Origin of the sequence: Pseudarcicella hirudinis, assembly GCF_900115665.1 — a bacterium.
Taxonomy (GTDB): domain Bacteria; phylum Bacteroidota; class Bacteroidia; order Cytophagales; family Spirosomataceae; genus Pseudarcicella; species Pseudarcicella hirudinis.
On sequence record NZ_FOXH01000008.1, the window covers coordinates 133,508 to 155,125 of the forward strand.

Genomic DNA, 21,618 nt, shown 5'->3' on the forward strand with positions numbered 1-21,618 from the left:
TTTTTGCTTTTCATCAATGATTTTTATCATCTGAAAGTCCGGACAAGGCCGGTATCTTTGAGAAATCTGAAATTAAATCATATTTGAAAAAGAACTTCGTTTAAATTACAAGAACAAACAAATACCCTAAGAAATGGCGTACAAGCAAGATTTTACTTACGTTACAGGAACAGAACCACATCGCACCCGTACCCGCGAAATCCTGAAAGCTCACCCTGAAGTAAAAAAATTGATTAGTAAAAATCCTATGACTGCCGTTTGGATACTTGCCTGTGTAAGTATTCAGATTGTTATGGCTTATTTGGTAAAAGACCAGGCGTGGTGGGTTATTCTCGCTGCAGCATGGTGTATCGGCGCTTTTCCTGTACATACACTTTTTGTATGTATCCATGAAGCCGCTCATAATCTGATCTTCAAAAAACCATCATGGAATGTATATGCAGGTATTATTGCAAACTTTCCTTCCTTACTTCCTACTGCGATCTCTTTCAAAAATTACCACCTGAAACATCATGCTTTTCAGGGAGTTCATGAACTGGATGCTGATCTTCCGGATCATTGGGAAGCTAAAATGATCAATAACTACTTTATCGGAAAAGCACTTTGGTTATTGCTATTTCCAATATTTCAGGCTATTCGTACGATCCGTTGTATTGAATTAGCGGTGTTCGACAAATGGGTGATTATGAACATTGTTGCCCAGATTGCTTTTGACGCAGTTATTGTTTACTTTCTTGGATGGCCGGCATTGGCTTACCTTGGAGCCAGTTTCATGTTCTCTGTAGGTCTTCACCCACTTGGAGCAAGATGGATCCAGGAGCATTATCTGGTACTTGACAAGAATCAGGAAACTTACAGCTATTATGGTGGCCTGAATGGAATTAACATGAATGTTGGCTTCCATAATGAACACCACGATATGCCTTCAATTCCATGGAATAATCTGCCGAAATTGAAAAATACAGCTCCGGAGTTTTATGATAATCTGTTATACCACACTTCCTATACTAAACTATTTTTTACCTTCTTATTTAGTCAGGAAGTAGGCCTTTATTCAAGAATTGTCCGGAAAGAAAGAGGAAGAGTTTCATTAACGGATACCACAATGCCGGATGTCCAAATGATAAAAGAAGAAATATCTGCTTAATGTAATGAAAGCCCCGACAGCAATCGGGGCTTTTTTATGTCATTTTGAACAAAGATTTTTTTCTATACTTCTTTTAAAATGTCATAGGCAAAACGGAGAATTATTCCCGTTACCACTACCAGAAAGAACATCCTCACAAAACTGCTTCCTTTGGTCAGCGCAAGCCTGGAGCCTGCAACCGATCCCATAATATTGAATACGGCAAGTGGCAAAGCTACTTTAAAAATAACATCTCCGGTATATAGAAAATAAACTATAGCAGGAATATTGGTGGCACAATTGATGATTTTGGCATTGGCAGAAGCATTCAGAAAGTCAAGTCCAAAGATTATCACAAAGGCAAATATCAGAAAGCTGCCCGTTCCAGGGCCGAAGAACCCGTCATAAAAGCCTAATCCTCCGCCTATCAGCAAACCCAATAGTAATTGTCTATTCCCCGTCTGCTTTGGGTTATGAATATTACCAAGGTCCTTTTTAAAATAGGTGTAAATCAGTACTAAAATCAATAAAACCAGAATCAATGGTTTCAAAACGGATTTATCAAGCGAGCTAACCAATCTTGCTCCTAACACTGAAAAAATACCTGCTGAAATAATGATGGGAATGAGAAATTTCCAGTTTAATTTTACTTTTCTGGCATATTGAATGGTGGCAACAAATGTTCCTGAAAAAGACGCCAGTTTGTGTGTCCCGATAATTGCAGGAATAGCCAGACCTGGTAAGAAGATTAATAAAGCAGGCAATTGAACCAACCCTCCTCCTCCTACCACAGAATCAATAAATCCTGCCAGAAAGGCAAAAAAACATAGATATGCTAAAATTTCAAGTGAGATGTCTGTCATGATGAAGTACAAAAAATGCCACGGGAAATTCCCGTGGCACAAAACTAATTGATATTGTCGAAAAATATACCTGATTAAAATAAACCAGGACTATTACTGAAGGCTTTAAGCAAGTACCAAAGTTTTTTGATTGACGGTAACAATTTCACCGGACTTAATCTGCACTTCGTCGCCATAAACATTAACGGATAAGGCATCTCCGGCGAGGTTTTCTATAATTACTTCCTGTGCTGTTGTTTTAATATTCAGGGTATTGGTTCTGAAACGAATTTTGAAGGAGAACGATTGCCAGTTTTCAGGCACAAACGGGCTCAAATGAATTTTCCCGTTTTTGATTCTCATTCCTCCGAAACCTTTAATAATCGACATCCAGGTTCCGGCCATTGAGGTAATATGGCAGCCATCTTCCGTATCATTGTTATAATCATCAATATCCAAACGAGCTGAACGATGATAGAATTCATAACTCCTCGCCTTATCACCTAATTTCGCAGCCAGAATCGAATGAACGCAGGGACTCAAAGAGGATTCATGAACTGTTCTTGGCTCATAAAAATCATAATTTCTTCGTAAAGTCTCTAAATCAAAGTCATCTTCAAAGAAATAGATTCCCTGTAAAACATCCGCCTGTTTGATAAAACATGAGCGCAGGATTCTATCCCATGACCATTTCTGGTTAATTGGCCTGTCTGATTCAGGTAAATCTTTCACTAATGTCAGCTCTTTATCTAAAAAGCCATCCTGCTGAAGGAAAACACCTAATTCTTTGCTTTCCGGGAAATACATATTATCGATAATATGCTGGAAATGCGCAAATTCCTCTTCTTCATTCAGGTTAGTCAAAGCAAGTAATTCCGCATATCTTCCAGGATCAGAAGCTTTTACTTTTTCAGCTGATTCTATCAGGTATTTCAAACACCAGACAGCAATGTAATTAGTGTACCAGTTATTGTTTACGTTATTTTCGTATTCATTTGGTCCGGTTACACCAAGCATCACATATTGCTTACGATATTCAGACCAGTTTACACGCTGAGCCCAGAATCTGGCAATACCTAACAACACCTCTATACCATATTCGGCAAGATATGCTTCATCTCCAGTATAGTTGATGTAATCATAAATCGCATAGGCAATCGCCCCGTTTCTATGAATCTCTTCGAAAGTAATTTCCCATTCGTTATGGCATTCTTCTCCGTTCATAGTTACCATCGGATACAGAGCAGCCCCGTTTCTGAAGCCCAGTTTTTCTGCATTTTCAATGGCCTTCCCAAGCTGTTTCCATCTGTAGATCAGCAAATTACGGGAAACCTGCTGGTCAGCGGTTGCCAGATAGAACGGAATACAATATGCCTCAGTATCCCAATAGGTTGAACCGCCATATTTTTCTCCGGTAAAGCCTTTCGGACCGATGTTCAGTCTGGCATCTTCTCCGGTATAAGTCTGGTTCAACTGGAAAATATTAAAACGTATTCCCTGCTGGGCAGCCACATCACCTTCAATAACGATGTCGTTTACCTGCCATTTGGAAGCCCATTTTTCAGCCTGTTCTTTAAGAATCAGATCAAACCCTTTCGCAGCAATTCTTTTCAGATAGGCTTTGGCATTGGGAAGAAGGTCTTCTTTAGTATGATTTTCAGAAGAAAGGTTGACAGCATATTTAATCAAAACTATCTCTTCACCAGATCTGGCTTCCAGGGTAACCTGGCTTCCTACATACTTTTCCTTTTTAATCGGTAAACTTTGGAAGTTTGCCAAAGTGCCATTTTGAAAAATCTCAAATTTCTGTCCGGTAACTACATGAAAACCAGTCTTTTTGGTCTCCATTTCAATATATCCTTCAGCAAAAGCGGTCTCTTTCTGAACTTCATCCCAGAACTTCTCATCATAATTGGCATCTTTATTTTTAATATCGCCGTCGATGTAAGGAGTCAGAGTAATTTTTCCGTCAAAATTCAAGGGAGTGATGGCGTAATGGATTGCTCCGGATTCGTCATCTACAATAGAATTCAACCTTTTTGCAAAAATTTTAACTTGTTTTCCACCTGGAAGAGCAGCTACAAAAGAACGTTCCAGGTAACCTTCTTTCATATTAAGTACTCTGCGAAACTCATGTACCTCACAAATATTCAGATCAAGTGTTTCATCTTCAATTTCAACATTGATACCAATCCAGTTGGCAGCATTTAAAACTTTAGCGAAGTATTCCGGGTAACCGTTTTTCCACCAGCCAACCCGAGTCTTATCAGGATAGTAGACGCCTGCTACATAATTTCCCTGGAGTGTCTTTCCTGTAAACGTTTCTTCAAAGTTTCCACGTTGCCCCATTCGGCCGTTTCCAAGTGAACAAACAGACTCTGTTATTTCGTTGAACTCGCGATTAAACCCTTCTTCAATGATGCACCACTCATCGTGTTTCAGGTAATTTTTCATGTTTTGTAATGGATGGTTAATGGAAATTTATGGAACATTTTCTTATCAAGCAATCACTTGGCACACACATATTTACATATTCTTGAAAATGTTACATTATATATAAACTGAATGCGAAAATAAGGCAAAATAAAAAAAGGTTCCGTAGTGTGCTAATGTGTTTTTTGAAAAAAAACACCGCAGGTTGCCCTTAATAAATTAAAAATTCAGACGGTCCAATGTCATTTCTTCGAAAGTCGATATGACAAAATCTGCTTCGGTCAGGATGTCTGAAGAACCGACACCGACAGCTTTCATTCCGCCTGCTTTTGCAGCCTGAATTCCGGCAACAGCATCTTCGAAAACGGCGCATTCAAATGGTTTACAGCCAGTTGCCTCAGCCCCCAGTAAAAACACCTGCGGATCCGGCTTCCCTTTTGTAATATTATTCCCATCAATGATAGCATCAAAAAAGTCCAGCATTTTGATTCTTTCAAGAATCAGTCTGGAGTTTTTACTGGCCGAACCCAGTGCTACTTTTATACCGTTTTCCCGCAAAACATTTAAAAATTCAGGAACGCCGGGCAGTACTTCATTTGGCGTCATTTTATTCACCAGTTCAAGATACCATTCATTTTTCAGGGTAGCCCAATGTAGTTTTTCCTCCTCAGAAAGCTCTACTCCGCCCCATTTAAGAATCAATTCCAGGGATTCCATTCTTGAAATACCTTTTAATTGTTCATTCTGATGTTCTGTAAAATCGAATCCTAGTTCGTTTGCCAGTCGACGCCAGGCTTGAAAATGATAAACTGCCGTGTCAACAATTACTCCGTCCAGATCAAAAAGGCAGGCTTTTACTAAAGTCATTTCGTTAAAATTTGTAGTATTAAATGTGGCGGTTTAAAGACGTGGAGCTTTTTCAGCCCGTTTCCGTTCAGATTACACCTTTAATTTAAGGAAAAATCTACTTAATAAAAACCGCCACCTGTATTTGGTTAAATTATTTTTGTAATTCCAGCACCGTTACAGACATTCCGGCGACCCGGATAGTCTTCAGATCCGTCAGATCTGTCTTAGTTATTACATTTCTGGCTCTGGTAAATCCGGTAGTTCTTTCTGAAAATCTTGAAGATTCTACCACTTTTTCATCTTTATTCTGATTCAGAATCACCATAATTGTCTGGTTATTATCGTATCTGAAATAGACATAAATACCACTTTCCGGTGTAAACTGCATTAATTTTCCGGTCGTAATGGCACTTGATCCTTTCCGGAAATTTGCCAGTGTTTTCACAAAATCAAATGCTTCATTTTCTTTGGCATTTCTTCCGGCAGCCAGAAACTTGTTTTCCTTATCCCCGGCCCATCCGCCCGGAAAGTCTTTTCTTACTTCGGCATCAGACGGATCTTTAAAGTTTTTGGTAAGAATTTCTGTTCCGTAATAAATCTGGGGAACACCTCTGGTAGTCAGTAAAAAGCCAAGCCCCATTTTGAACTTGCTTAGATCTTCCTTAATCACTGAATAAAACCGGTCAATATCATGGTTATCAAGGAAAATCATATTTCTGTTGGCATCCTGATAAATCATATCAGAAGCAAGTGTGGAATAAATCCTGTTAAACCCTTTATTCCAGCCAAATTCATTATTCAGGGCATCGCTGATAGCATTTGACAAAACAAAATCATTGGCAGAAGGCAGATTGCTTTTGAATGGAACATTAAAATTATTTCTTGATAAATAAGCCTGGCTCACAATATTTGAAACAGAATTTTCCCCGGTTATAAACATATCCGGATATTCCTGAAGCAAGGCCTCATTACAGCGATTCATAAATTCCAGATCATTGTACATATAGGTATCTATTCTCCAGCCATCTATTCCGAAAAACTCTACCGTCCACAAAGCATGCTGAATAAGGTAATTACCTACCAATTCATTTTTATTATTCAAATCCGGCAAAGCAGGTACAAACCAGCCGCTCTCCATAATCTTTTTATCTGAAGCTGAACCGTGCAAAATGTCAATCAGGGGTTCATCACGGTAAGTGGTATTGGTATAAGTGTCCCATTGATTAATCCAGCTTTTCATAGGCAGGTCTTTCATCATCCAGTGGTTACTGGCAATATGGTTATAAATAGCATCCTGGATAATTTTAATTCCTTTCTCATGTGCCGCGTCGATGAGTTTCTTATAGGTATCGTTTCCTCCTAAACGTTTATCTACGTTGTAAAGGTCTGTAAAATGATAGCCGTGGTAAGAAGATCGCATGCTGCCACCTTCATTTGTCTGAAACTGATTATTTTCGAGAACCGGATTTAACCACAAAGCGGTAGCACCCAATTCCTGAACATAGTCAAGATGCTGAATAATCCCCTGTAAATCACCGCCATGTCTTAAAAAAGGATTACTTCTGTCGGCCAGCGGATCAGCCATATCAGGAAATTTATCATTTGAAGGATCTCCGTTGGCAAACCGATCAGGAAGAATCTGATAAATCAGATCTTTAGAGGTGATTTCCTGCGGTTTTTTATCTCTGACTTTCAATTCATATGGCTGGGAAATTTTAACAATCTGGTCAACAGCTTTCTTTTTCCCGTTTTTCACCTGTACTGTTTTCCGGAATTCAAGCATAAATTTACCCGCCCGGGTTTCGGGTGCGATGGTCAGATTGATAAAAAGATAATTAGGACTTTCAACCTTCTGAACACCTTCAATTTTTACACCGGGATAATTGGCAGAGACCTCGAAAGCAGAGATATCTTTTCCGTAAACCAGTAATTGAAGTTTAGGGTTTTTCATGCCCGTCCACCAGTTGACCGGTTCCACTTTCTGAATGCTCTGAGCCCTTGTTTCTCCGGAAATCAGTGCAAAAAAAAGTAGTCCGAAACCGATAAAATTTATTATTTTTTTCATATGAATGATTTGGTTAATGGTAATTATTCTTCAAAATAAAGCAATCACACTATTTTATCATAGAAAAATGATGCTTACTTTTGAAGATTGAAAGAAAAATAAAACTGTGCTAAACAGTTATAATACCAAATATTATTTCGAAATATGACTAAAAATACCTTCAAAAACATAATTTTATTTGTAGCATTACTTCTACAACAAATGATTTATGCGCAATTAAAGTCAGAAAGCCCGAAAGGTGAAAATTTGATAAAAAGTCATAAAAAAATTGCAAATTCTTTCAATGACACTTCTGTAACGGGGGAAAAAGTGAAAAAAAACGGAAAAGTGATTTTGAAAAGTGGAACTTCAAAAAAAGTTTCGCAAATTGATTCTGCTATTGTGAATGATTCTACTGAAATTTTTTCAGATATCGTAAAAGTTAAACCCATAAATCCTGATAAAAAACGGACTCCGAAAGTTATTCCTGCCGTTCAAAAATCTGAAAAGAAAACCAGACCCAAAAGTATGAAATTAAGAAATGACAAAATTGTTGTTTACCAGATGATGTTCCACCTCTGGGGAAACAAAAATACTACTAACAAAATGAATGGTTCCGCCGCCGAAAACGGCGTAACGAAGTTTTCCGACATTAATACCAAAGCTCTTTCCGAACTGAAAAAATTCGGTTATTCTCATTTATACATGACTGGTCTGATTGAACATGCAACAATGGAAGATCTGACAGCTTTCGGCATTCCCAAAGACCATCCGGATGTGGTAAAAGGAAGATGCGGCTCACCTTTTGCCATTAAGGATTATTATGATGTAAATCCTTTTTTTGCGGAGAAACCGGAAAACAGAATGGCAGAATTTGAAGCCATGCTGGCAAGAGTACATAAAGCAGGCCTGAAATTAGTAATGGATTTTGTTCCGAATCATGTGGCAAGGGTTTATCATTCCGATATGAAACCTAAAGGAATCAAAGATTTCGGAGTAAGTGATGATACCAGTGTTTCTTTTAACGCTCAGAATAATTTCTATTACCTGCCCAATACAGAATTTAAAATTCCTGATGGTGTAAACTCTCCGGTAAAAGCAGATAAACCGTATAGTGAAAGTCCGGCTAAAGCCAGCGGAAATGATGTTTTTTCTGCCCATCCGGGTATTGATGACTGGTTTGAAACGGTAAAGCTGAATTATGGTGTTGATATTCAGGATCATCGCAGGACACATTTTGACCCTATCCCTTCTACCTGGCTCAAAATGACTCAGATTCTGGAATACTGGACAAAAAAGGGTGTTGATGGTTTCAGATGTGATATGGCAGAAATGGTTCCCGTTGAATTCTGGGCCTATGCTATTCCTAAAACAAAAAAACTTAATCCCAATCTGGTATTCATTGCAGAAATCTATAATCCCAATGAATATCACAATTATATCAATGTCGGTAAATTTGATTATTTATATGATAAAGTCGGGCTTTACGACGGATTGAGGAGACTGGTTGAACAGAAACCTGAGGCCACAGTAGAAGACATCACCAGAGTCTGGCAAAATGAATCGGGGGATATTTCCGAGCACATGCTCCGTTTCCTTGAAAATCATGATGAACACCGTATTAATACACCTTCATTTGCCAAAGGAAATCCTTTTGCCGTTATTCCGGCAATGGTGGTTACTGCCACTTTACACACAGGCCCTTTAATGATCTATTTTGGTCAGGAAGTTGGTGAAAAAGCCAATGATAAAGAAGGTTTTAACCAGGCAGATGACCGTACTTCCATGTTTGATTTCTGGGGTGTTCCGGCACATCAGGCCTGGATGAACGGAGGTAAATTTGATGGAGGTCTTCTGACAGACGAACAAAAAGAGCTGAGAGCATTTTATGGAAATCTTATCAAATTCACCAATAGTTCTGAAGCCATCAGAGAAGGGGGTTTCTATGACCTGCAATATGTTCAGGATGAGCGTTATGACCGGAAAAAAGTGTATAGTTACATCCGTTACTCAGACAATCAAAAGCTATTAATTATCTGTAATTTCGATTTCAGTAAGGAGCAGAATCTTAATATTCAGATTCCTGAAGGAGCCTGGAATGCGATGGAATTAAATCCTAAAAATAAATACACTTTAAAAGGCGTTTATGATCAAAAATCCAGGATTGTTATTGAATCGGAAAAGGCTATTCCTGTAACCCTTGCCCCGAATTCGGTTAAAATCTTTGAAATTTCTGAAAAGAAATAATCCGGTATTCAGATTCGTGCAGCGGCGTAGAAAAATCGGAAGAAAACATGGATTGACAAGAGGTTTCTGCTTACGGGCAAGACCTCTTTCCTGATATTAATATCATTTTTCACTCTCCCATTTAACCATTATTTATGAAAAAAATCAATAAACCCTTTCTGAGTCTTTCGCAGATTATTAATATGAGCGTGGGATTTCTGGGTATTCAATTTGGTTTTGCCCTACAAAACGGAAATGCTTCCCGTATCCTGCAAACCTATGGCGCAGATGTTGAGCATCTTTCTTTGTTCTGGCTGGCAGCTCCTTTAACGGGTATGATTGTTCAACCTATTATCGGACATTATTCTGACCGTACCTGGACTAAACTTGGGAGACGAAGACCATTCTTTCTGACCGGAGCAATTCTGGCCTCTTTGGCTTTAATATTCATGCCAAATGCCTCTTTTCTTACCGGACTTTTGCCAGCGGTTCTGGTTGGCGCAGTTTTCCTCATGTTTATGGATGCTTCATTCAACGTAGCGATGGAGCCTTTCAGGGCTTTGGTGGCAGATAATTTACCTGATGAACAAAGCACTACTGGATTTTCAGTACAAACTGCATTAATCGGGATAGGCGCTGTGGCGGGAGGATTTCTGCCTCAGATTCTGAATCAGAATTTTGGCATTTCAAATGAGTCTGTCAACGGAAATGTGCAGGAAAATGTACTGTATTCGTTTTACATCGGAGCAGTAGTTATTCTAATTGCTATCTTATGGACGGTGTTTACCACAAAAGAATATTCAGCAGAACAAAGAGCTTCGTTTGGCTTTGAAGGTGAAACGGAAAAACATGGTTTGCTTGAGATTGTAAAAGATTTTGTTGCTATGCCAAAAACGATGAAACAACTGGGACTTGTTCAGTTTTTTTCATGGATTGCTTTATTCTCTATGTGGGTATATTCTACGCCTGCGATCGCTCATCAGGTTTATGGCCTTGCTCTGACAGACCATAATTCTAAATCCTATAATAATGCCGGAGACTGGGTAAGCTCATTATTTGCTATTTACAACGGGGTCTCTGCTATTTATGCTTTACTTCTTCCGACACTTGCCGGAAAATTCGGAAAAAAAGCGACTCATGCCTTTTCATTAGTCTGCGGGGGCATCGGATTACTTTCAATATATTTTATCAAAGACCCTGATATACTGATATTCAGTATGGTTGGTGTGGGTATCGCCTGGGCAAGTATTCTGGCTATGCCTTATGCCATTTTAGCCAACAGTATTCCGATTAAAAAGATCGGTGTTTACATGGGAATTTTTAACTTTTTCATCACATTTCCACAAATCGTAAATGGCTTATTCAGTGGTCTGATGCTCAAGTATGTATTCAATTCCAATAGTATTTATGCAATAGTTTTGGCAGGTTTTTTTATGATTTGTGGTGCAATTTCCGTTATGTTTGTTAAGGAATCCAATTAAAATTTTCATTTGAGGATTCCTGTTTAATGCCGGAATACATGATAAAAAGGTATTAAACTGAAATACAAATCATTAACTGATTTAAAATCCTTACAATAATGAAATCCACCGGTATTAATACATTCAGAAGGTTTAAGCTTTATGGCTTAAGCCTTTTCTTTTTTACTTTTTCCTTATCATTTAAGGCAGTCTCCCAGGAAAATGACAAGCAGATTTTCGATAAAGTAATGAAAACTTCTCTTCCAGCAGGAAAGGCTCAGCGGATCTTAAAAATCGCAGAATATTTTCAGGAATCTCCTTATGTTGCAAATACGCTTGACATAAATCCTAAAGAGGAACTGGTTGTGAATTTAAGAGATTTTGATTGCGCCACTTTTGTTGAAAGTTGTATTGCATTAGGCCTGACAACAGATCAGTCGTTTGAAACTTTTCAGAAAAACCTGCAAAAGCTGAGATACCGGGGTGGGAAAATTGAGCATTATGGTTCCAGATTGCATTATTTTAATGATTGGCTGTCTGAAAATGAAAGAAAAGGGATCATTAAAAATGTTTCCAGGGAATGCGGGGGAAAACCATTCGTAAAAGTAGTAGATTTCATGACGGCTCATGTTGGAAAGTACCCGCAACTCGAAAATTACAGGGCATTGGAGGCCGTCAGAATGGCTGAAGTGAATCTGGATAAGCAAAAGCTCTTTTTTATTCCTAAAACACTGGTAAGCAAGATTGAAAATTATATCAGCGACGGAGACATTATTGCCATTACTACTTCGTTAAAGGGTCTTGATGTTTCTCATGAAGGGTTTGCTATTCGTCAGAATGGACGCATCCATCTTTTACACGCTTCCCTCGACCTGAAAAAGGTAGTAATAACCAATGAACCGCTGGCTGAATACCTCGCAAAACATCCTGCGCAAACGGGTATTATGGTGGCAAGAATTGCAGGAAACTAATGATTTTACGAAAGGGAATCTCCGTTGTGAAGATTCCCTTCCGGATTTAATAACTTGCCACAACTGTTATCTCAATATTTGCTCCGATTGGCAGGTTTGCCACACCAATGGTTGTTCTTGCCGGAAAACTTCCTGAGAAATATTTGCCGTAAATTTCATTGACTTTCTGGAAATAACTCAGGTCTTTCATATAAATGTTAGTGTTCACTACATGATTCAGATCCAGTTTTGCTGCTGAAAGAATGGCTTTTATATTTGCCATAATCTGAACAACCTCTGCTTCTACTCCACCCTCAACCAATTTCCGGCTAACCGGGTCTACGCCAACCTGCCCGGATACATATAAAAAGCCATTTGACTTTATGGCCTGAGAATATGGTCCGATTGGCTGCGGAGCTTTATCTGTATTAATAACTTCTTTATGCTGGCAAAATGCCTGAAAAGAGATAAGACAAAAAAGGAAAGAGATGGCTTTTTTCATGAGCTGTGTTAAAAAATTATGAAAATTAAAAGAACAGAAAGTAGAGTCTTTATTTAAGTACCGGAATTATACAGGTAGTCAGGGGCTTACAAGATATGAAATATATTTTTCAATTATTTAGAATAGCAGGTTATAGTTTTATTTCAATTAAATCTTAAATTTGAAATTATCAAATTCCCCAAACAGGAAAATCTCTCTTTACGGATAGTCAGTCCTGTTATGTTTGACCAGATATTTCAGAATAACTTTAAGCTGTATAAAGATTTTACTATAACATACCCCCTAACACTAATCTATATAATTACATGAAAGAATTTGACAAAAAAGAAGCAATTTTTAATGCCATGCTCGAACTGATTGTGAAACATGGTTTTCATGCTTCCCCGATGTCAGATGTCGCGAAACATGCCAATGTTGCGGCCGGGACTATTTATCATTATTTTAAGAGTAAAGATGAATTGATTTGTGCCTTGTACGTAAGACACAAGGAGCAAATGAATGAAATTCTGTTTAAAAATGATGACCCGAGCAGACTGTTTAAAGATCGTTTCCGAATTTTTTATCTTCTGCTGTTTAATCATTATACCAAAAATAAAAACGAGTTCATTTTCCTTGAACAATTCATCAATTCTCCCTTTGTCAATACTTTTTCAAGAGCTGATTTACAAAAGTTTGACCAACCTACCTACGATTTTATCAGAAAGGCTATTTTCACGCAGGTTTTAAGAGATATTTCTCCGAAGATATTAATTTCGATGATTATGGGAAGTGCACATGCTCTGATTAAACTTCAGCTTTCAGGAGAATACAATATCTCTCTTTCTGAGCTTGAAACAGCATTTCTGGTTTGCTGGGATGGCATAAAAAGACCTTAAGAAAGAAGCAATAATTCTATCGCAGATTTGTACAAAAGATATATTTCAAAAAAAAGGTAGGAGATCCCTACCTTTTTTTATTGAAGATTTTGAAAGCAAGATATAAACCCGCCAGCATTAAAATAAATATAAAAAGGGAAAGCAGGCTCTCCGCTGAATTACTGAGTTTTGATTGAAGGTAAAGCATTTCAAAGTGGAATTATCGTCTTTTAAACCATGAATTTATTTACTATGATGTCCTGCATGCATATTTTCTGCCATTTTTACTGCCTCATAAGCATTTACAATACCACCAGTTGAACTTAAAGAACCGAAGTCAACCAATTCTCCGCTTCCTGGCTGAGTTACTTTAGTACCGGGCAAGGTCAATGCTGAACTCAGGATAATCTTTTTAATCTGAGCGGCATTAAGCTCAGGATAATAGGATTTTAACAAGGCCGCTATTCCGGTAACCACAGGTGCTGCCATACTTGTTCCACTTAAATCTTCATATTTTGATCCTACAACAGTTGATTTCAAATCAACACCCGGTGCGAAAACATCTACGCTTTTATGTCCGTAATTTGAAAATTCCGCTACGGCTCCCGGGGGAGAAACCCATGAACTTGCTCCTACTTCTATCCAATTTTCAGCTTCTTTTCCATCAAGGTATTTTCTGGTCGGGAAATTATCATTTACATCAATATCTTCATTCTCATTTCCGGCAGCATGAATAAATAATACACCTTTAGCCTGTGCAAATTTTACGGCCTCATCAACAGCTGTTTTCTGAGGAGAAATGGCCTTTCCAAAGCTCATATTAATAATTGAAGCACCATTTTCTGCGGCATAACGGATGGCATTCGCCACATCTTTGTCTCTCTCATCTCCATCAGGAACAGCCCTTAGCACCATGATTTTCACATCGTTACAAACGCCTTCTACTCCTAAGGAATTATTTCTGTTTGCAGCCACAATTCCGGCAACATGTGTTCCGTGTCTGGCATCAGGGCCTTTTACTTCATTATTACCGTATCCTTTTTCTTTCAGGTTATTAATATCATCTCCTACGATATTTCTTGGATTATAGTCAAGGTTAATCGCGAATTTGTATTGGGAATTGAAGTAATCATAAGCCTCTTTCAGCTTTTCTTCATTTTGCCCCATTTGCTCCAGCACTTCAAAAATTCTTTTCGCTCTTTTCAGATCATCAGAAGAAGCATCATTTATTTTGGCCAGATCCTCCCGGGTAAAATCTGCTTTATTAAAATAAGTCGTAAGCAGCTGTTTGGATTCATTATATTTTTCATAAAGCTTGATAACAAACGGCCCCTGTTCTTCCAGCTCTTTCACCTTTTCTTCGTACTTAGCCTTATATTTCAGGTATAGATCATAGTCGGCTTTCATCTTTGGTGTAAGAGAACCTGCATCCTGCGTATTTTCAAAAACCTTTTTTAACCTGGCATACTCGCGGGTAATTTCAGTTGTTTCCTTATCAATATCCTGCCCGTTTTTATTGCCCAGAAAATCCCAGCCATATATATCATCTACATATCCGTTTTTATCATCATCAATTCCGTTTCCGGGAATTTCCTTCTCATTTTTCCATATCCTGCCCAATAAATCTTCATGTGCAATATCTACTCCTGAGTCAATAATCGCCACGATTACGGCATGAGATTTCTTTTTGTTCAATATCTCACGGTAAGCCTTTTCCGTACTTACACCCCTCACCCCATTTTCCTGATAATCAAGATTGAACCAATTCAAGGGAGCTTTATCAGCAGAAGATTCCTGCATCTGAGCAAATAATGGTCCTGATGCCAGGCCCAAAAAGCTCAAAAGAATACATTTTTTAACATTCATTATACTCACATTAAATAATTGAAAAGTCTTATTTTAACAAAATTAACTTAAAATCTGATCTCAGATTTCAAATTAACTGAAGTACACAGAAAATAAGTTATTAACAGGAAAATCCGGCTCTCAATATGATGTAAAATTGTTCCTGTTTCCGCTATTTCCCTGAAATTACCGGAAAGTAATAATTCAACGCTTATCCAATTATATTTTGAATAAGCCTGTTTTAAAAAACGACAAAATACATTAACAAATTATTACCTCTTTAACAAAGATATTGATTCTGCCTTCTGGTCAGTCTTTTTTTTCCCGACTGAAATATTACTTCCTGCATCACGGGCGGCAAGTCTTCCGTTTTCCTGGAATATTTTTAAAGGGGCTCCGTCAGGTGTCCGGATAATTGAATAGATATAATTGGCAGGTTTGTTAAGGTAGTAAAAAGTTTCAGGCTCCACAGCCACCTCGTATCCCTGTCCCTTAACCGCATAAAATGCAGGTTCTACTTCCTCATAGAGAAAGCTAAGCTGACAATCGAGTGAATTAGGGCTATTTTTATCAATCTTACGGATCTGCTCTCTGACCAAACCAAGTGCTTCCGGCTCGGAAAGTACAATCTTTTGATTTTTAACTGATAAAACCGCTGAACGGTCTTTCTTTATCAGCAGCTCTGCATTGAAGATGTCTTTATAAAAACGAATACTTTTTTCAAGATTTTCAACAATCATCTGCACATGATCTATTCCAAAAGTGTTGGCTTCTTTATCCTCTCTTTCCACTAAAACAACCAATTGATTATCATATCCATACATTGCTACGGCATTTATTTCCTGTTCTCCGGGCAGATAAAAATTCTCTATCGCAAATCCATACCCCGCTTTCAGCAAGGTTTTAACCGTCTTTTTCAGATTTTTGGTATTAATGGCAACCCAGTGCAAGCCATAAGATGAAATGGTTTCAGCAGCCGTTCCGAAAGATTCAGTTTTTTTCTCTTTTCCGGAATTCTGAACATTCACAGCTGAAACTTCCTGATATGAAATATTAATGGTAGCCTCCTTCGGTCTGAGCGTAAGAATATCTACATTTTCAGAGGGGTTAAGTGATTTCCCTTCAAGCCTTCTTGCTTTAAAATATAAGCGATAGAAATCACTTGTGTTTTCCTTATCAATAGAGTCTTTCATGTGAAGATGAATTTCATCTAACTGAATCAGGGTTTGGGCATAAACGTTATTAAAAAAAGCAAGAAACGGTAATACTAATAAAAGTCTTTTCATGGATCATACGTTAGAAATGTGAAGCATTTACTACCAGATTATAAAAATCAAGCTAGCAGACCTGAAAAGGTCCGTCTACACAGCACAAAACTACTTATTCGTCACTAAAGTTATAAAATTCTCAATATATCAAAACAAATTTGAAAAAAATATTAAGCATAACAAGTATTTTCCATACAAAAGCATCCATAAAAAAACCAATTTAATCTTGAAATTATCACTTTTCATTTTTTACTTCTCCAAAACCTTACGTACAATTTCCTCTTGGTGTGAACCTAAACACTCCTTAAATTGTATAAAAGACATAATCTATCTTTTATTTAGACTTTATGGACTGAGTAATTGACCAGAGTTAACCGGACTAAGTATAAAATGATACCCGAAAATAACACTACCGAAACTATTAATACGTCAAATTGGAAACATCAATACTATCCCATAATTATCTGTTTTTCAGGTTTGTTAATTTTACTGATTATTAACGGACTGACTACCACTACCATTTCTGTGTTCGACAAATCGCTTTTGGATGAATTCCACTGGACCAGGAGTGAATTGAAGTGGCGAGACTCTCTTACCAATGGAACGGCATTTGCATTTATCCTGTTTTCCGGCATCCTCATTGATAAAATAAGGGTTAAAAAGCTCATGCTTTCAGGCGCAGTTCTGCTGACTGTCGCACTTTTTTCATACAGTTTTATTACCTCAAAATTTCAGGCTTATTTCCTGCATATCCTGATGGGTTTGTCTTATGCCACAGCCGGTTCAATCTCTGCCATTATACTTGTTTCAAGCTGGTTTAAAGAACACAGAGGTATTGCTTTGGGCGTAACGCTTGCAGGAACCAGCCTTGGAGGTTTTATTTTTCCTCCCCTGATCGGAAGCTGGATTGACCTGTACAGCTGGCGGGATGCCTTTATGATTCTCTCTATTCTTCCGCTTGCGCTGTTCTTCTATATTCTGCTGATCGTAAAAAATGCACCCTCAGAAATCGGATCTGTAGCTTACGGTGAAGACAGAAATATTTCGGAAAAAACTTCAGATCTTCTTGATAACGGCCTGACTCTTTCCGAAGCATTTAAAACCCGTACATTCTGGCTAATCTGCATCTGCGGGATGTTTACATTTTATAGCGTGGTGGGCATTGTCTCCAATATTTTCATGAATGCTATCGGACTGGGATTTTCTGAAACTAATGCCCGCTGGCTGCTTACCTTGTATTTTGGTATTGCGTTTCTTGGCAAATTTGCAATTTCTTCACTTTCCGATTATTTCAATACTTATATCGTTTTCACAGTTTGCTGCGTCGCATTAATGCTCGGGAGTCTGGGATTTGCTACCCTCAATCTTTCATTTCTCATTCCTGCAACAATCATTACTGCGCTGAGCTGGGGCGGCATTTACACACTTTACAATGTATTGACTGTCAAAACCTTCGGATTAAAATCTGCCGGAAAAATCAACGGAACTATCAGCATGTTTGAATCTGCCGGAGCTTTCGTCGGGCCAGTACTGACGGGTTGTATTTATGACAAAACAGAATCGTACCGGAATGCTTTTTTAATCATCACCTTTATTATGTTTCTGGCAACCGTATTATCTTTGAATTTTAAGAAGGCCGGAATCATGGATAAACAATAAACATTCCACTTCATCACATCTCAGCATCAGCTTATTTAAAACCATTGCCAATGAATATTTTTGACGAAATTATTGAGAGACATAATACTGAAAGTTATAAATGGGATTTTTTCAATGATCCTGCCGATACAATTCCTATGCCGGTAGCAGATATGGATTTCCGGGCTCCTGAACCTGTTTTACAGGCACTCAGAGAAGTAACTGAACATGGAGTAATGGGTTATTCTATCGTTCCGGAGGAATTAGGAGAAGTTCTTCAGAAAAGACTGGAAAACTTATATGGCTGGAAAACTGAAAAAGACTGGTTTGTATGGATTCCTGGGCTAGTGCCGGCGCTAACTGCTACCTGCAAGGCCATCGGAGAGGCAACAGATGCTATTATCACTCCCATTCCGGTATATCATCCTTTCCATCTGGCTCCAAAGTGGGTTGGGAAAACCTTACAAACCTTCCCGATGAAACTGGAAAACAATCGCTGGACGTTTGATTTCGAAGCATTGGAAGCTAATATTACAGAAAACACTAAATTGTTCATGCTTTGCAACCCTCATAATCCTGCCGGAACGGTATTTACCAAAGCAGAATTAGAGCGACTGGCAGATATCTGTGCTAAGCATAACATCGTAATTTGTTCAGATGAAATTCATTGCGACCTGATTCTTGATGAAACCAAACCGCACATTCCAATTGCAGGATTAAGTCAGACTGCGGCTGACCTTACTATTACCTTAATGGCTCCAAGTAAGACTTTCAATATTGCCGGCTTAGGATTTTCAGTAGCAATTATCTCAAATCCTGAATTAAGAAGCCAATTTGAAGCTGCCAAAATGGGCTTTTTCCCTCCTCTTTCCCGTTATTCCATTAAAGCTGCTCTGGCAGCCTATCGCGACAGTAAAGAATGGCATGATGCACTTTTGAAATACCTGAAAATTAACCATGATTTACTGATAGAGAGAATTAATGCACTGCCGGGTTTGACAATGTATCCGCATGAAGCTACTTATCTGGCATGGATCCAGAGCGATTATCCTGATATCCTTGAAAAACTATTAGCTCATGGAGTAAGGGTTATTGACGGCAGTACTTTTATGGGGAAAGGATTTTTCAGGTTAAATTTTGCTTGTCCGAAATCAGTTTTAGAAGAGGCTATTTCCAGAATTGAGAAGGCTATTATCGGTTAAAAGTATCCATTTTCTTTCAACAAAATAAAGATTAAATATGTCTGAATTAAAGCTATACATGGTATTACTTGGCTGCAAACCTACCGGCAGGCATGTTGAACAACATGATATTTTCTTTGGAATTGCTGACTCTCTTAAGGAACTCGTCAATGATATGGAAGCATTTTGGCCAGAGGCTGGTAAAATCCATATTGATGCCTGGAGAGAAGTGACAAATGTCGATGGATTCAAAATTCAGGTATCATTAAAACAGGCGGCCGAAGACTTTACCGAACAAAACAACAAACTTTTCTTCATCAATCTCGGAGGTTATCAGGAGAATAAATTTGAAGAACAGCATTATTTTATGCTTACTGTAAAGCAAGATCGGGCAGCAGCTTTTAAGGAAGCCAAACAAACTTTATTCTTTCAGAACAATCATTTTGAGGGTGCTTCGTCTCATATTGACGACAAATATGGAATCGATGTTGATGAACTTTATGAAATTGAAGATATTCTTTCGCCGTCTCAAAAAGAGAAATATAAAATTAAACTCTCTCCCTCATCTGAAACAGAGCAGGATCCTATTCATTTAGGATATCTGAAACTATCCCTGCTTAAATAGGCCGGGATAGTTTTTCTATAAATAGATTACCATTCAGATCGTTTCTGTCAAAAAACCTGAAATATAGAAACCTGATACAGATCAAAATCCTTTCCTTGAAGAAATCTCTGCGTTTATATTACTCCGTTCTGATATAGATAAAAACAGGTTTTTACACCATTTCATCAGAGGTAAATCTTTATTTCTATCAACTTACATCTCTTTGAAAAAGCCAATAAAACCTCAAAAATATCTTGTTTTTCTGCAGGGAAATGCCTAAATTGATACCTTTGAAATAGAGGAAATATACGTTTTTAAATAAAACCAGCAGATCATGAATCCTGAGTTTTAACATAATACTAAAGCCTCTGTTTACCATTTTCCTGTAAAAGATCTGCATGCTTTGTGATTGTGCAACCACTAATTAAAGAAAACAAAATTTAGCGTTGTCACAAATAAAAACACAAATAATGGAACAGCAACTGGAACAAATCCGTGAACAGCAAAAAGCGTCGTGGAATAAATTTTCTGCCGGCTGGAAAAAATGGGATACGATCACAATGGATTTTTTGAGACCAATGGGTCATGAAATTATCCGATTATTGAATCCGAAAAATGATGAACTAATTCTGGATGTGGCAGCAGGAACCGGTGAACCCGGATTGACTATCGCGTCTATGCTGACCAACGGAAAAGTTATCATTACTGACCTCGCAGATGATATGCTTGCCATTGCAAGGGAAAATGCTGCCAAAAGAGGTATTATGAATATTGAAACCCGTACCTGCGATGTTTGCGAATTACCTTTTCCAGACAATACTTTTGATGCAATAAGCTGCCGTTTCGGTTTCATGTTTTTCCCTGATATGTTACTAGCGGCTAAAGAAATGGTACGTGTATTAAAACCCGGAGGAAGAATCGCCACAGCTGTCTGGAATGTGCCCAAAAAGAATTTCTGGGTTACCGCTATTATGGGAACAATCAATAAAAACATGGAACTGCCTGTTCCCTTACAGGGTGCACCCGGAATGTTTCGTTGCGCCGAAGATGGTTTTATTTCAGCTTTGTTCATGCAGGTGGGTTTAAAAAACATTTCCCAAAAAGAAATTACAGGACAATTGAATTGTCAGACAACTGATGCTTATTGGAATATGATGACCGAGGTAGGTGCGCCTATTGTTGCAGCACTCAGCAAAGCTGATGAGGCGATGAAAGAGAAAATAAAAGGAGAAGTGTATCTGACAGTTAACGAAAGGTATCCTGATGGAAATATTATGATCGACTCCAGCGCGCTTGTCATTTATGGAGAGAAATGATTGACAATATTGATTCCGGACAGAATGTTGAAAAATTGAAAAGGTGATATTCTATTAAAATCGGGATACTCAAAGATCTGAAATCGTTTATCAGTAATAAATGTGGAGACCAGAAACCACTTTAAAAACGGGGCGTAACCGAAAAGCCAAACGAGTAGAAAACTAAATGTCATGCCAAAATATGTAATTGAAAGAGAAATTCCCGGAGCGGGAAAATTAACAGCCGAACAATTAAAGGCCATTTCACAAACCTCTTGTGGAGTATTAAGTAATATGGGCCCTCAAATTCAGTGGGTTCACAGCTATGTAACCGCTGATAAAATTTATTGTGTTTATAATGCGCCAAATGAAGAAATGGTTCGACAGCATGCTTCACAGGGAGGTTTCCCGGCAAATTCTATCAATATGGTTTCAACAATTATAGATCCTGTAACTGCTGAGTAATGGTTTATAGAATGTTTTTCTCTGCTTTGCAGCTGG

Annotated in this window: 17 protein-coding genes; 10 read left to right on the plus strand and 7 right to left on the minus strand. The window is 38.1% G+C overall.

Annotation, left to right across the window (positions count from 1 at the left end):
• Positions 1-133: 133 nt before the first annotated feature.
• Entirely contained in the window at positions 134-1,147 is a 1,014-nt protein-coding gene (locus tag BM179_RS14920) for a fatty acid desaturase (RefSeq protein ID WP_092017948.1), read from the plus strand.
• 62 nt (positions 1,148-1,209) lie between these two features.
• Here BM179_RS14920 and BM179_RS14925 read toward each other — a convergent pair whose 3' ends face one another.
• The 4 genes from BM179_RS14925 to BM179_RS14940 all read right to left on the minus strand — a co-directional run bounded on the left by BM179_RS14925 (position 1,210) and on the right by BM179_RS14940 (position 7,315).
• Positions 1,210-1,989, minus strand: coding sequence for a sulfite exporter TauE/SafE family protein (locus BM179_RS14925; RefSeq protein WP_092017949.1), 780 nt, complete (start codon positions 1,987-1,989; stop codon positions 1,210-1,212).
• 105 nt (positions 1,990-2,094) lie between these two features.
• Positions 2,095-4,422: a glycoside hydrolase family 65 protein gene (locus tag BM179_RS14930; protein ID WP_092017950.1), complete on the minus strand. Its 2,328-nt coding sequence runs from the start codon at positions 4,420-4,422 to the stop codon at positions 2,095-2,097.
• Between the two features lie 198 nt (positions 4,423-4,620).
• Entirely contained in the window at positions 4,621-5,268 is a 648-nt protein-coding gene (pgmB, locus tag BM179_RS14935; protein WP_092017951.1) for a beta-phosphoglucomutase, read from the minus strand.
• A 133-nt stretch (positions 5,269-5,401) separates the two neighbouring features.
• Complete coding sequence (locus BM179_RS14940) at positions 5,402-7,315, minus strand: glycoside hydrolase family 13 protein (protein WP_092017952.1); 1,914 nt, start codon at positions 7,313-7,315, stop codon at positions 5,402-5,404.
• 144 nt (positions 7,316-7,459) lie between these two features.
• On the opposite strand from BM179_RS14940, the gene BM179_RS14945 reads away from it, so the two are divergent.
• The 3 genes from BM179_RS14945 to BM179_RS14955 all read left to right on the plus strand — a co-directional run bounded on the left by BM179_RS14945 (position 7,460) and on the right by BM179_RS14955 (position 11,951).
• Positions 7,460-9,541, plus strand: coding sequence for an alpha-amylase family protein (locus BM179_RS14945; RefSeq protein ID WP_229632956.1), 2,082 nt, complete (start codon positions 7,460-7,462; stop codon positions 9,539-9,541).
• Positions 9,542-9,675: 134 nt separating this feature from the next.
• Positions 9,676-11,001 (plus strand): MFS transporter, encoded by a 1,326-nt coding sequence (locus tag BM179_RS14950; RefSeq protein WP_092017953.1) that lies wholly within the window; start codon positions 9,676-9,678, stop codon positions 10,999-11,001.
• A 98-nt stretch (positions 11,002-11,099) separates the two neighbouring features.
• A complete protein-coding gene (locus BM179_RS14955; protein WP_092017954.1) occupies positions 11,100-11,951 on the plus strand; it encodes an N-acetylmuramoyl-L-alanine amidase-like domain-containing protein in 852 nt (283 codons plus the stop codon).
• A gap of 46 nt (positions 11,952-11,997) precedes the next feature.
• Here the strand turns inward: BM179_RS14955 and BM179_RS14960 are convergent, their stop codons facing one another.
• Positions 11,998-12,432 (minus strand): Rid family detoxifying hydrolase, encoded by a 435-nt coding sequence (locus tag BM179_RS14960; RefSeq protein WP_092017955.1) that lies wholly within the window; start codon positions 12,430-12,432, stop codon positions 11,998-12,000.
• A 305-nt stretch (positions 12,433-12,737) separates the two neighbouring features.
• Here BM179_RS14960 and BM179_RS14965 point away from each other — a divergent pair, with 305 nt between their 5' ends.
• Positions 12,738-13,307 (plus strand): TetR/AcrR family transcriptional regulator, encoded by a 570-nt coding sequence (locus BM179_RS14965; RefSeq protein WP_092017956.1) that lies wholly within the window; start codon positions 12,738-12,740, stop codon positions 13,305-13,307.
• Positions 13,308-13,529: 222 nt separating this feature from the next.
• Here the strand turns inward: BM179_RS14965 and BM179_RS14970 are convergent, their stop codons facing one another.
• Both BM179_RS14970 and BM179_RS14975 read right to left on the minus strand, forming a co-directional pair.
• A complete protein-coding gene (locus tag BM179_RS14970) occupies positions 13,530-15,152 on the minus strand; it encodes a S8 family peptidase (protein WP_092017957.1) in 1,623 nt (540 codons plus the stop codon).
• A 251-nt stretch (positions 15,153-15,403) separates the two neighbouring features.
• Positions 15,404-16,417: a VOC family protein gene (locus BM179_RS14975; RefSeq protein ID WP_092017958.1), complete on the minus strand. Its 1,014-nt coding sequence runs from the start codon at positions 16,415-16,417 to the stop codon at positions 15,404-15,406.
• Positions 16,418-16,789: 372 nt separating this feature from the next.
• Between BM179_RS14975 and BM179_RS14980 the strand changes: the two genes are divergently transcribed.
• The 5 genes from BM179_RS14980 (at position 16,790) to BM179_RS15005 (ending at position 21,582) form a co-directional block, all read left to right on the plus strand.
• Positions 16,790-18,058, plus strand: coding sequence for an MFS transporter (locus BM179_RS14980; RefSeq protein WP_092017959.1), 1,269 nt, complete (start codon positions 16,790-16,792; stop codon positions 18,056-18,058).
• A gap of 50 nt (positions 18,059-18,108) precedes the next feature.
• A complete protein-coding gene (locus BM179_RS14985; RefSeq protein ID WP_092017960.1) occupies positions 18,109-19,239 on the plus strand; it encodes a MalY/PatB family protein in 1,131 nt (376 codons plus the stop codon).
• A gap of 37 nt (positions 19,240-19,276) precedes the next feature.
• Positions 19,277-19,843 carry a DUF1543 domain-containing protein gene (locus BM179_RS14990; RefSeq protein WP_092017961.1) on the plus strand — a complete coding sequence of 189 codons (567 nt, stop codon included), beginning with the start codon at positions 19,277-19,279 and terminating at the stop codon, positions 19,841-19,843.
• A 449-nt stretch (positions 19,844-20,292) separates the two neighbouring features.
• The gene (locus BM179_RS15000) at positions 20,293-21,138 is read left to right on the plus strand and encodes a class I SAM-dependent methyltransferase (RefSeq protein WP_092017963.1); all 846 of its coding nucleotides are present in this window, start codon (positions 20,293-20,295) and stop codon (positions 21,136-21,138) included.
• Positions 21,139-21,309: 171 nt separating this feature from the next.
• Positions 21,310-21,582 (plus strand): DUF4242 domain-containing protein, encoded by a 273-nt coding sequence (locus BM179_RS15005; RefSeq protein ID WP_092017964.1) that lies wholly within the window; start codon positions 21,310-21,312, stop codon positions 21,580-21,582.
• Positions 21,583-21,618: the final 36 nt, after the last annotated feature.

Coding starts and splice junctions, on each gene's coding strand:
- BM179_RS14940 (WP_092017952.1), bottom strand. CDS start 7,315: ATGAAAAAAATAATAAATTTTATCGGTTTCGGACTACTTTTTTTTGCA.
- pgmB (WP_092017951.1), bottom strand. CDS start 5,268: ATGACTTTAGTAAAAGCCTGCCTTTTTGATCTGGACGGAGTAATTGTT.
- BM179_RS14975 (WP_092017958.1), bottom strand. CDS start 16,417: ATGAAAAGACTTTTATTAGTATTACCGTTTCTTGCTTTTTTTAATAAC.
- BM179_RS14960 (WP_092017955.1), bottom strand. CDS start 12,432: ATGAAAAAAGCCATCTCTTTCCTTTTTTGTCTTATCTCTTTTCAGGCA.
- BM179_RS14970 (WP_092017957.1), bottom strand. CDS start 15,152: ATGAATGTTAAAAAATGTATTCTTTTGAGCTTTTTGGGCCTGGCATCA.
- BM179_RS14925 (WP_092017949.1), bottom strand. CDS start 1,989: ATGACAGACATCTCACTTGAAATTTTAGCATATCTATGTTTTTTTGCC.
- BM179_RS14945 (WP_229632956.1), top strand. CDS start 7,460: ATGACTAAAAATACCTTCAAAAACATAATTTTATTTGTAGCATTACTT.
- BM179_RS14930 (WP_092017950.1), bottom strand. CDS start 4,422: ATGAAAAATTACCTGAAACACGATGAGTGGTGCATCATTGAAGAAGGG.
- BM179_RS15005 (WP_092017964.1), top strand. CDS start 21,310: ATGCCAAAATATGTAATTGAAAGAGAAATTCCCGGAGCGGGAAAATTA.
- BM179_RS14990 (WP_092017961.1), top strand. CDS start 19,277: ATGTCTGAATTAAAGCTATACATGGTATTACTTGGCTGCAAACCTACC.
- BM179_RS14950 (WP_092017953.1), top strand. CDS start 9,676: ATGAAAAAAATCAATAAACCCTTTCTGAGTCTTTCGCAGATTATTAAT.
- BM179_RS15000 (WP_092017963.1), top strand. CDS start 20,293: ATGGAACAGCAACTGGAACAAATCCGTGAACAGCAAAAAGCGTCGTGG.
- BM179_RS14920 (WP_092017948.1), top strand. CDS start 134: ATGGCGTACAAGCAAGATTTTACTTACGTTACAGGAACAGAACCACAT.
- BM179_RS14980 (WP_092017959.1), top strand. CDS start 16,790: ATGATACCCGAAAATAACACTACCGAAACTATTAATACGTCAAATTGG.
- BM179_RS14965 (WP_092017956.1), top strand. CDS start 12,738: ATGAAAGAATTTGACAAAAAAGAAGCAATTTTTAATGCCATGCTCGAA.
- BM179_RS14955 (WP_092017954.1), top strand. CDS start 11,100: ATGAAATCCACCGGTATTAATACATTCAGAAGGTTTAAGCTTTATGGC.
- BM179_RS14985 (WP_092017960.1), top strand. CDS start 18,109: ATGAATATTTTTGACGAAATTATTGAGAGACATAATACTGAAAGTTAT.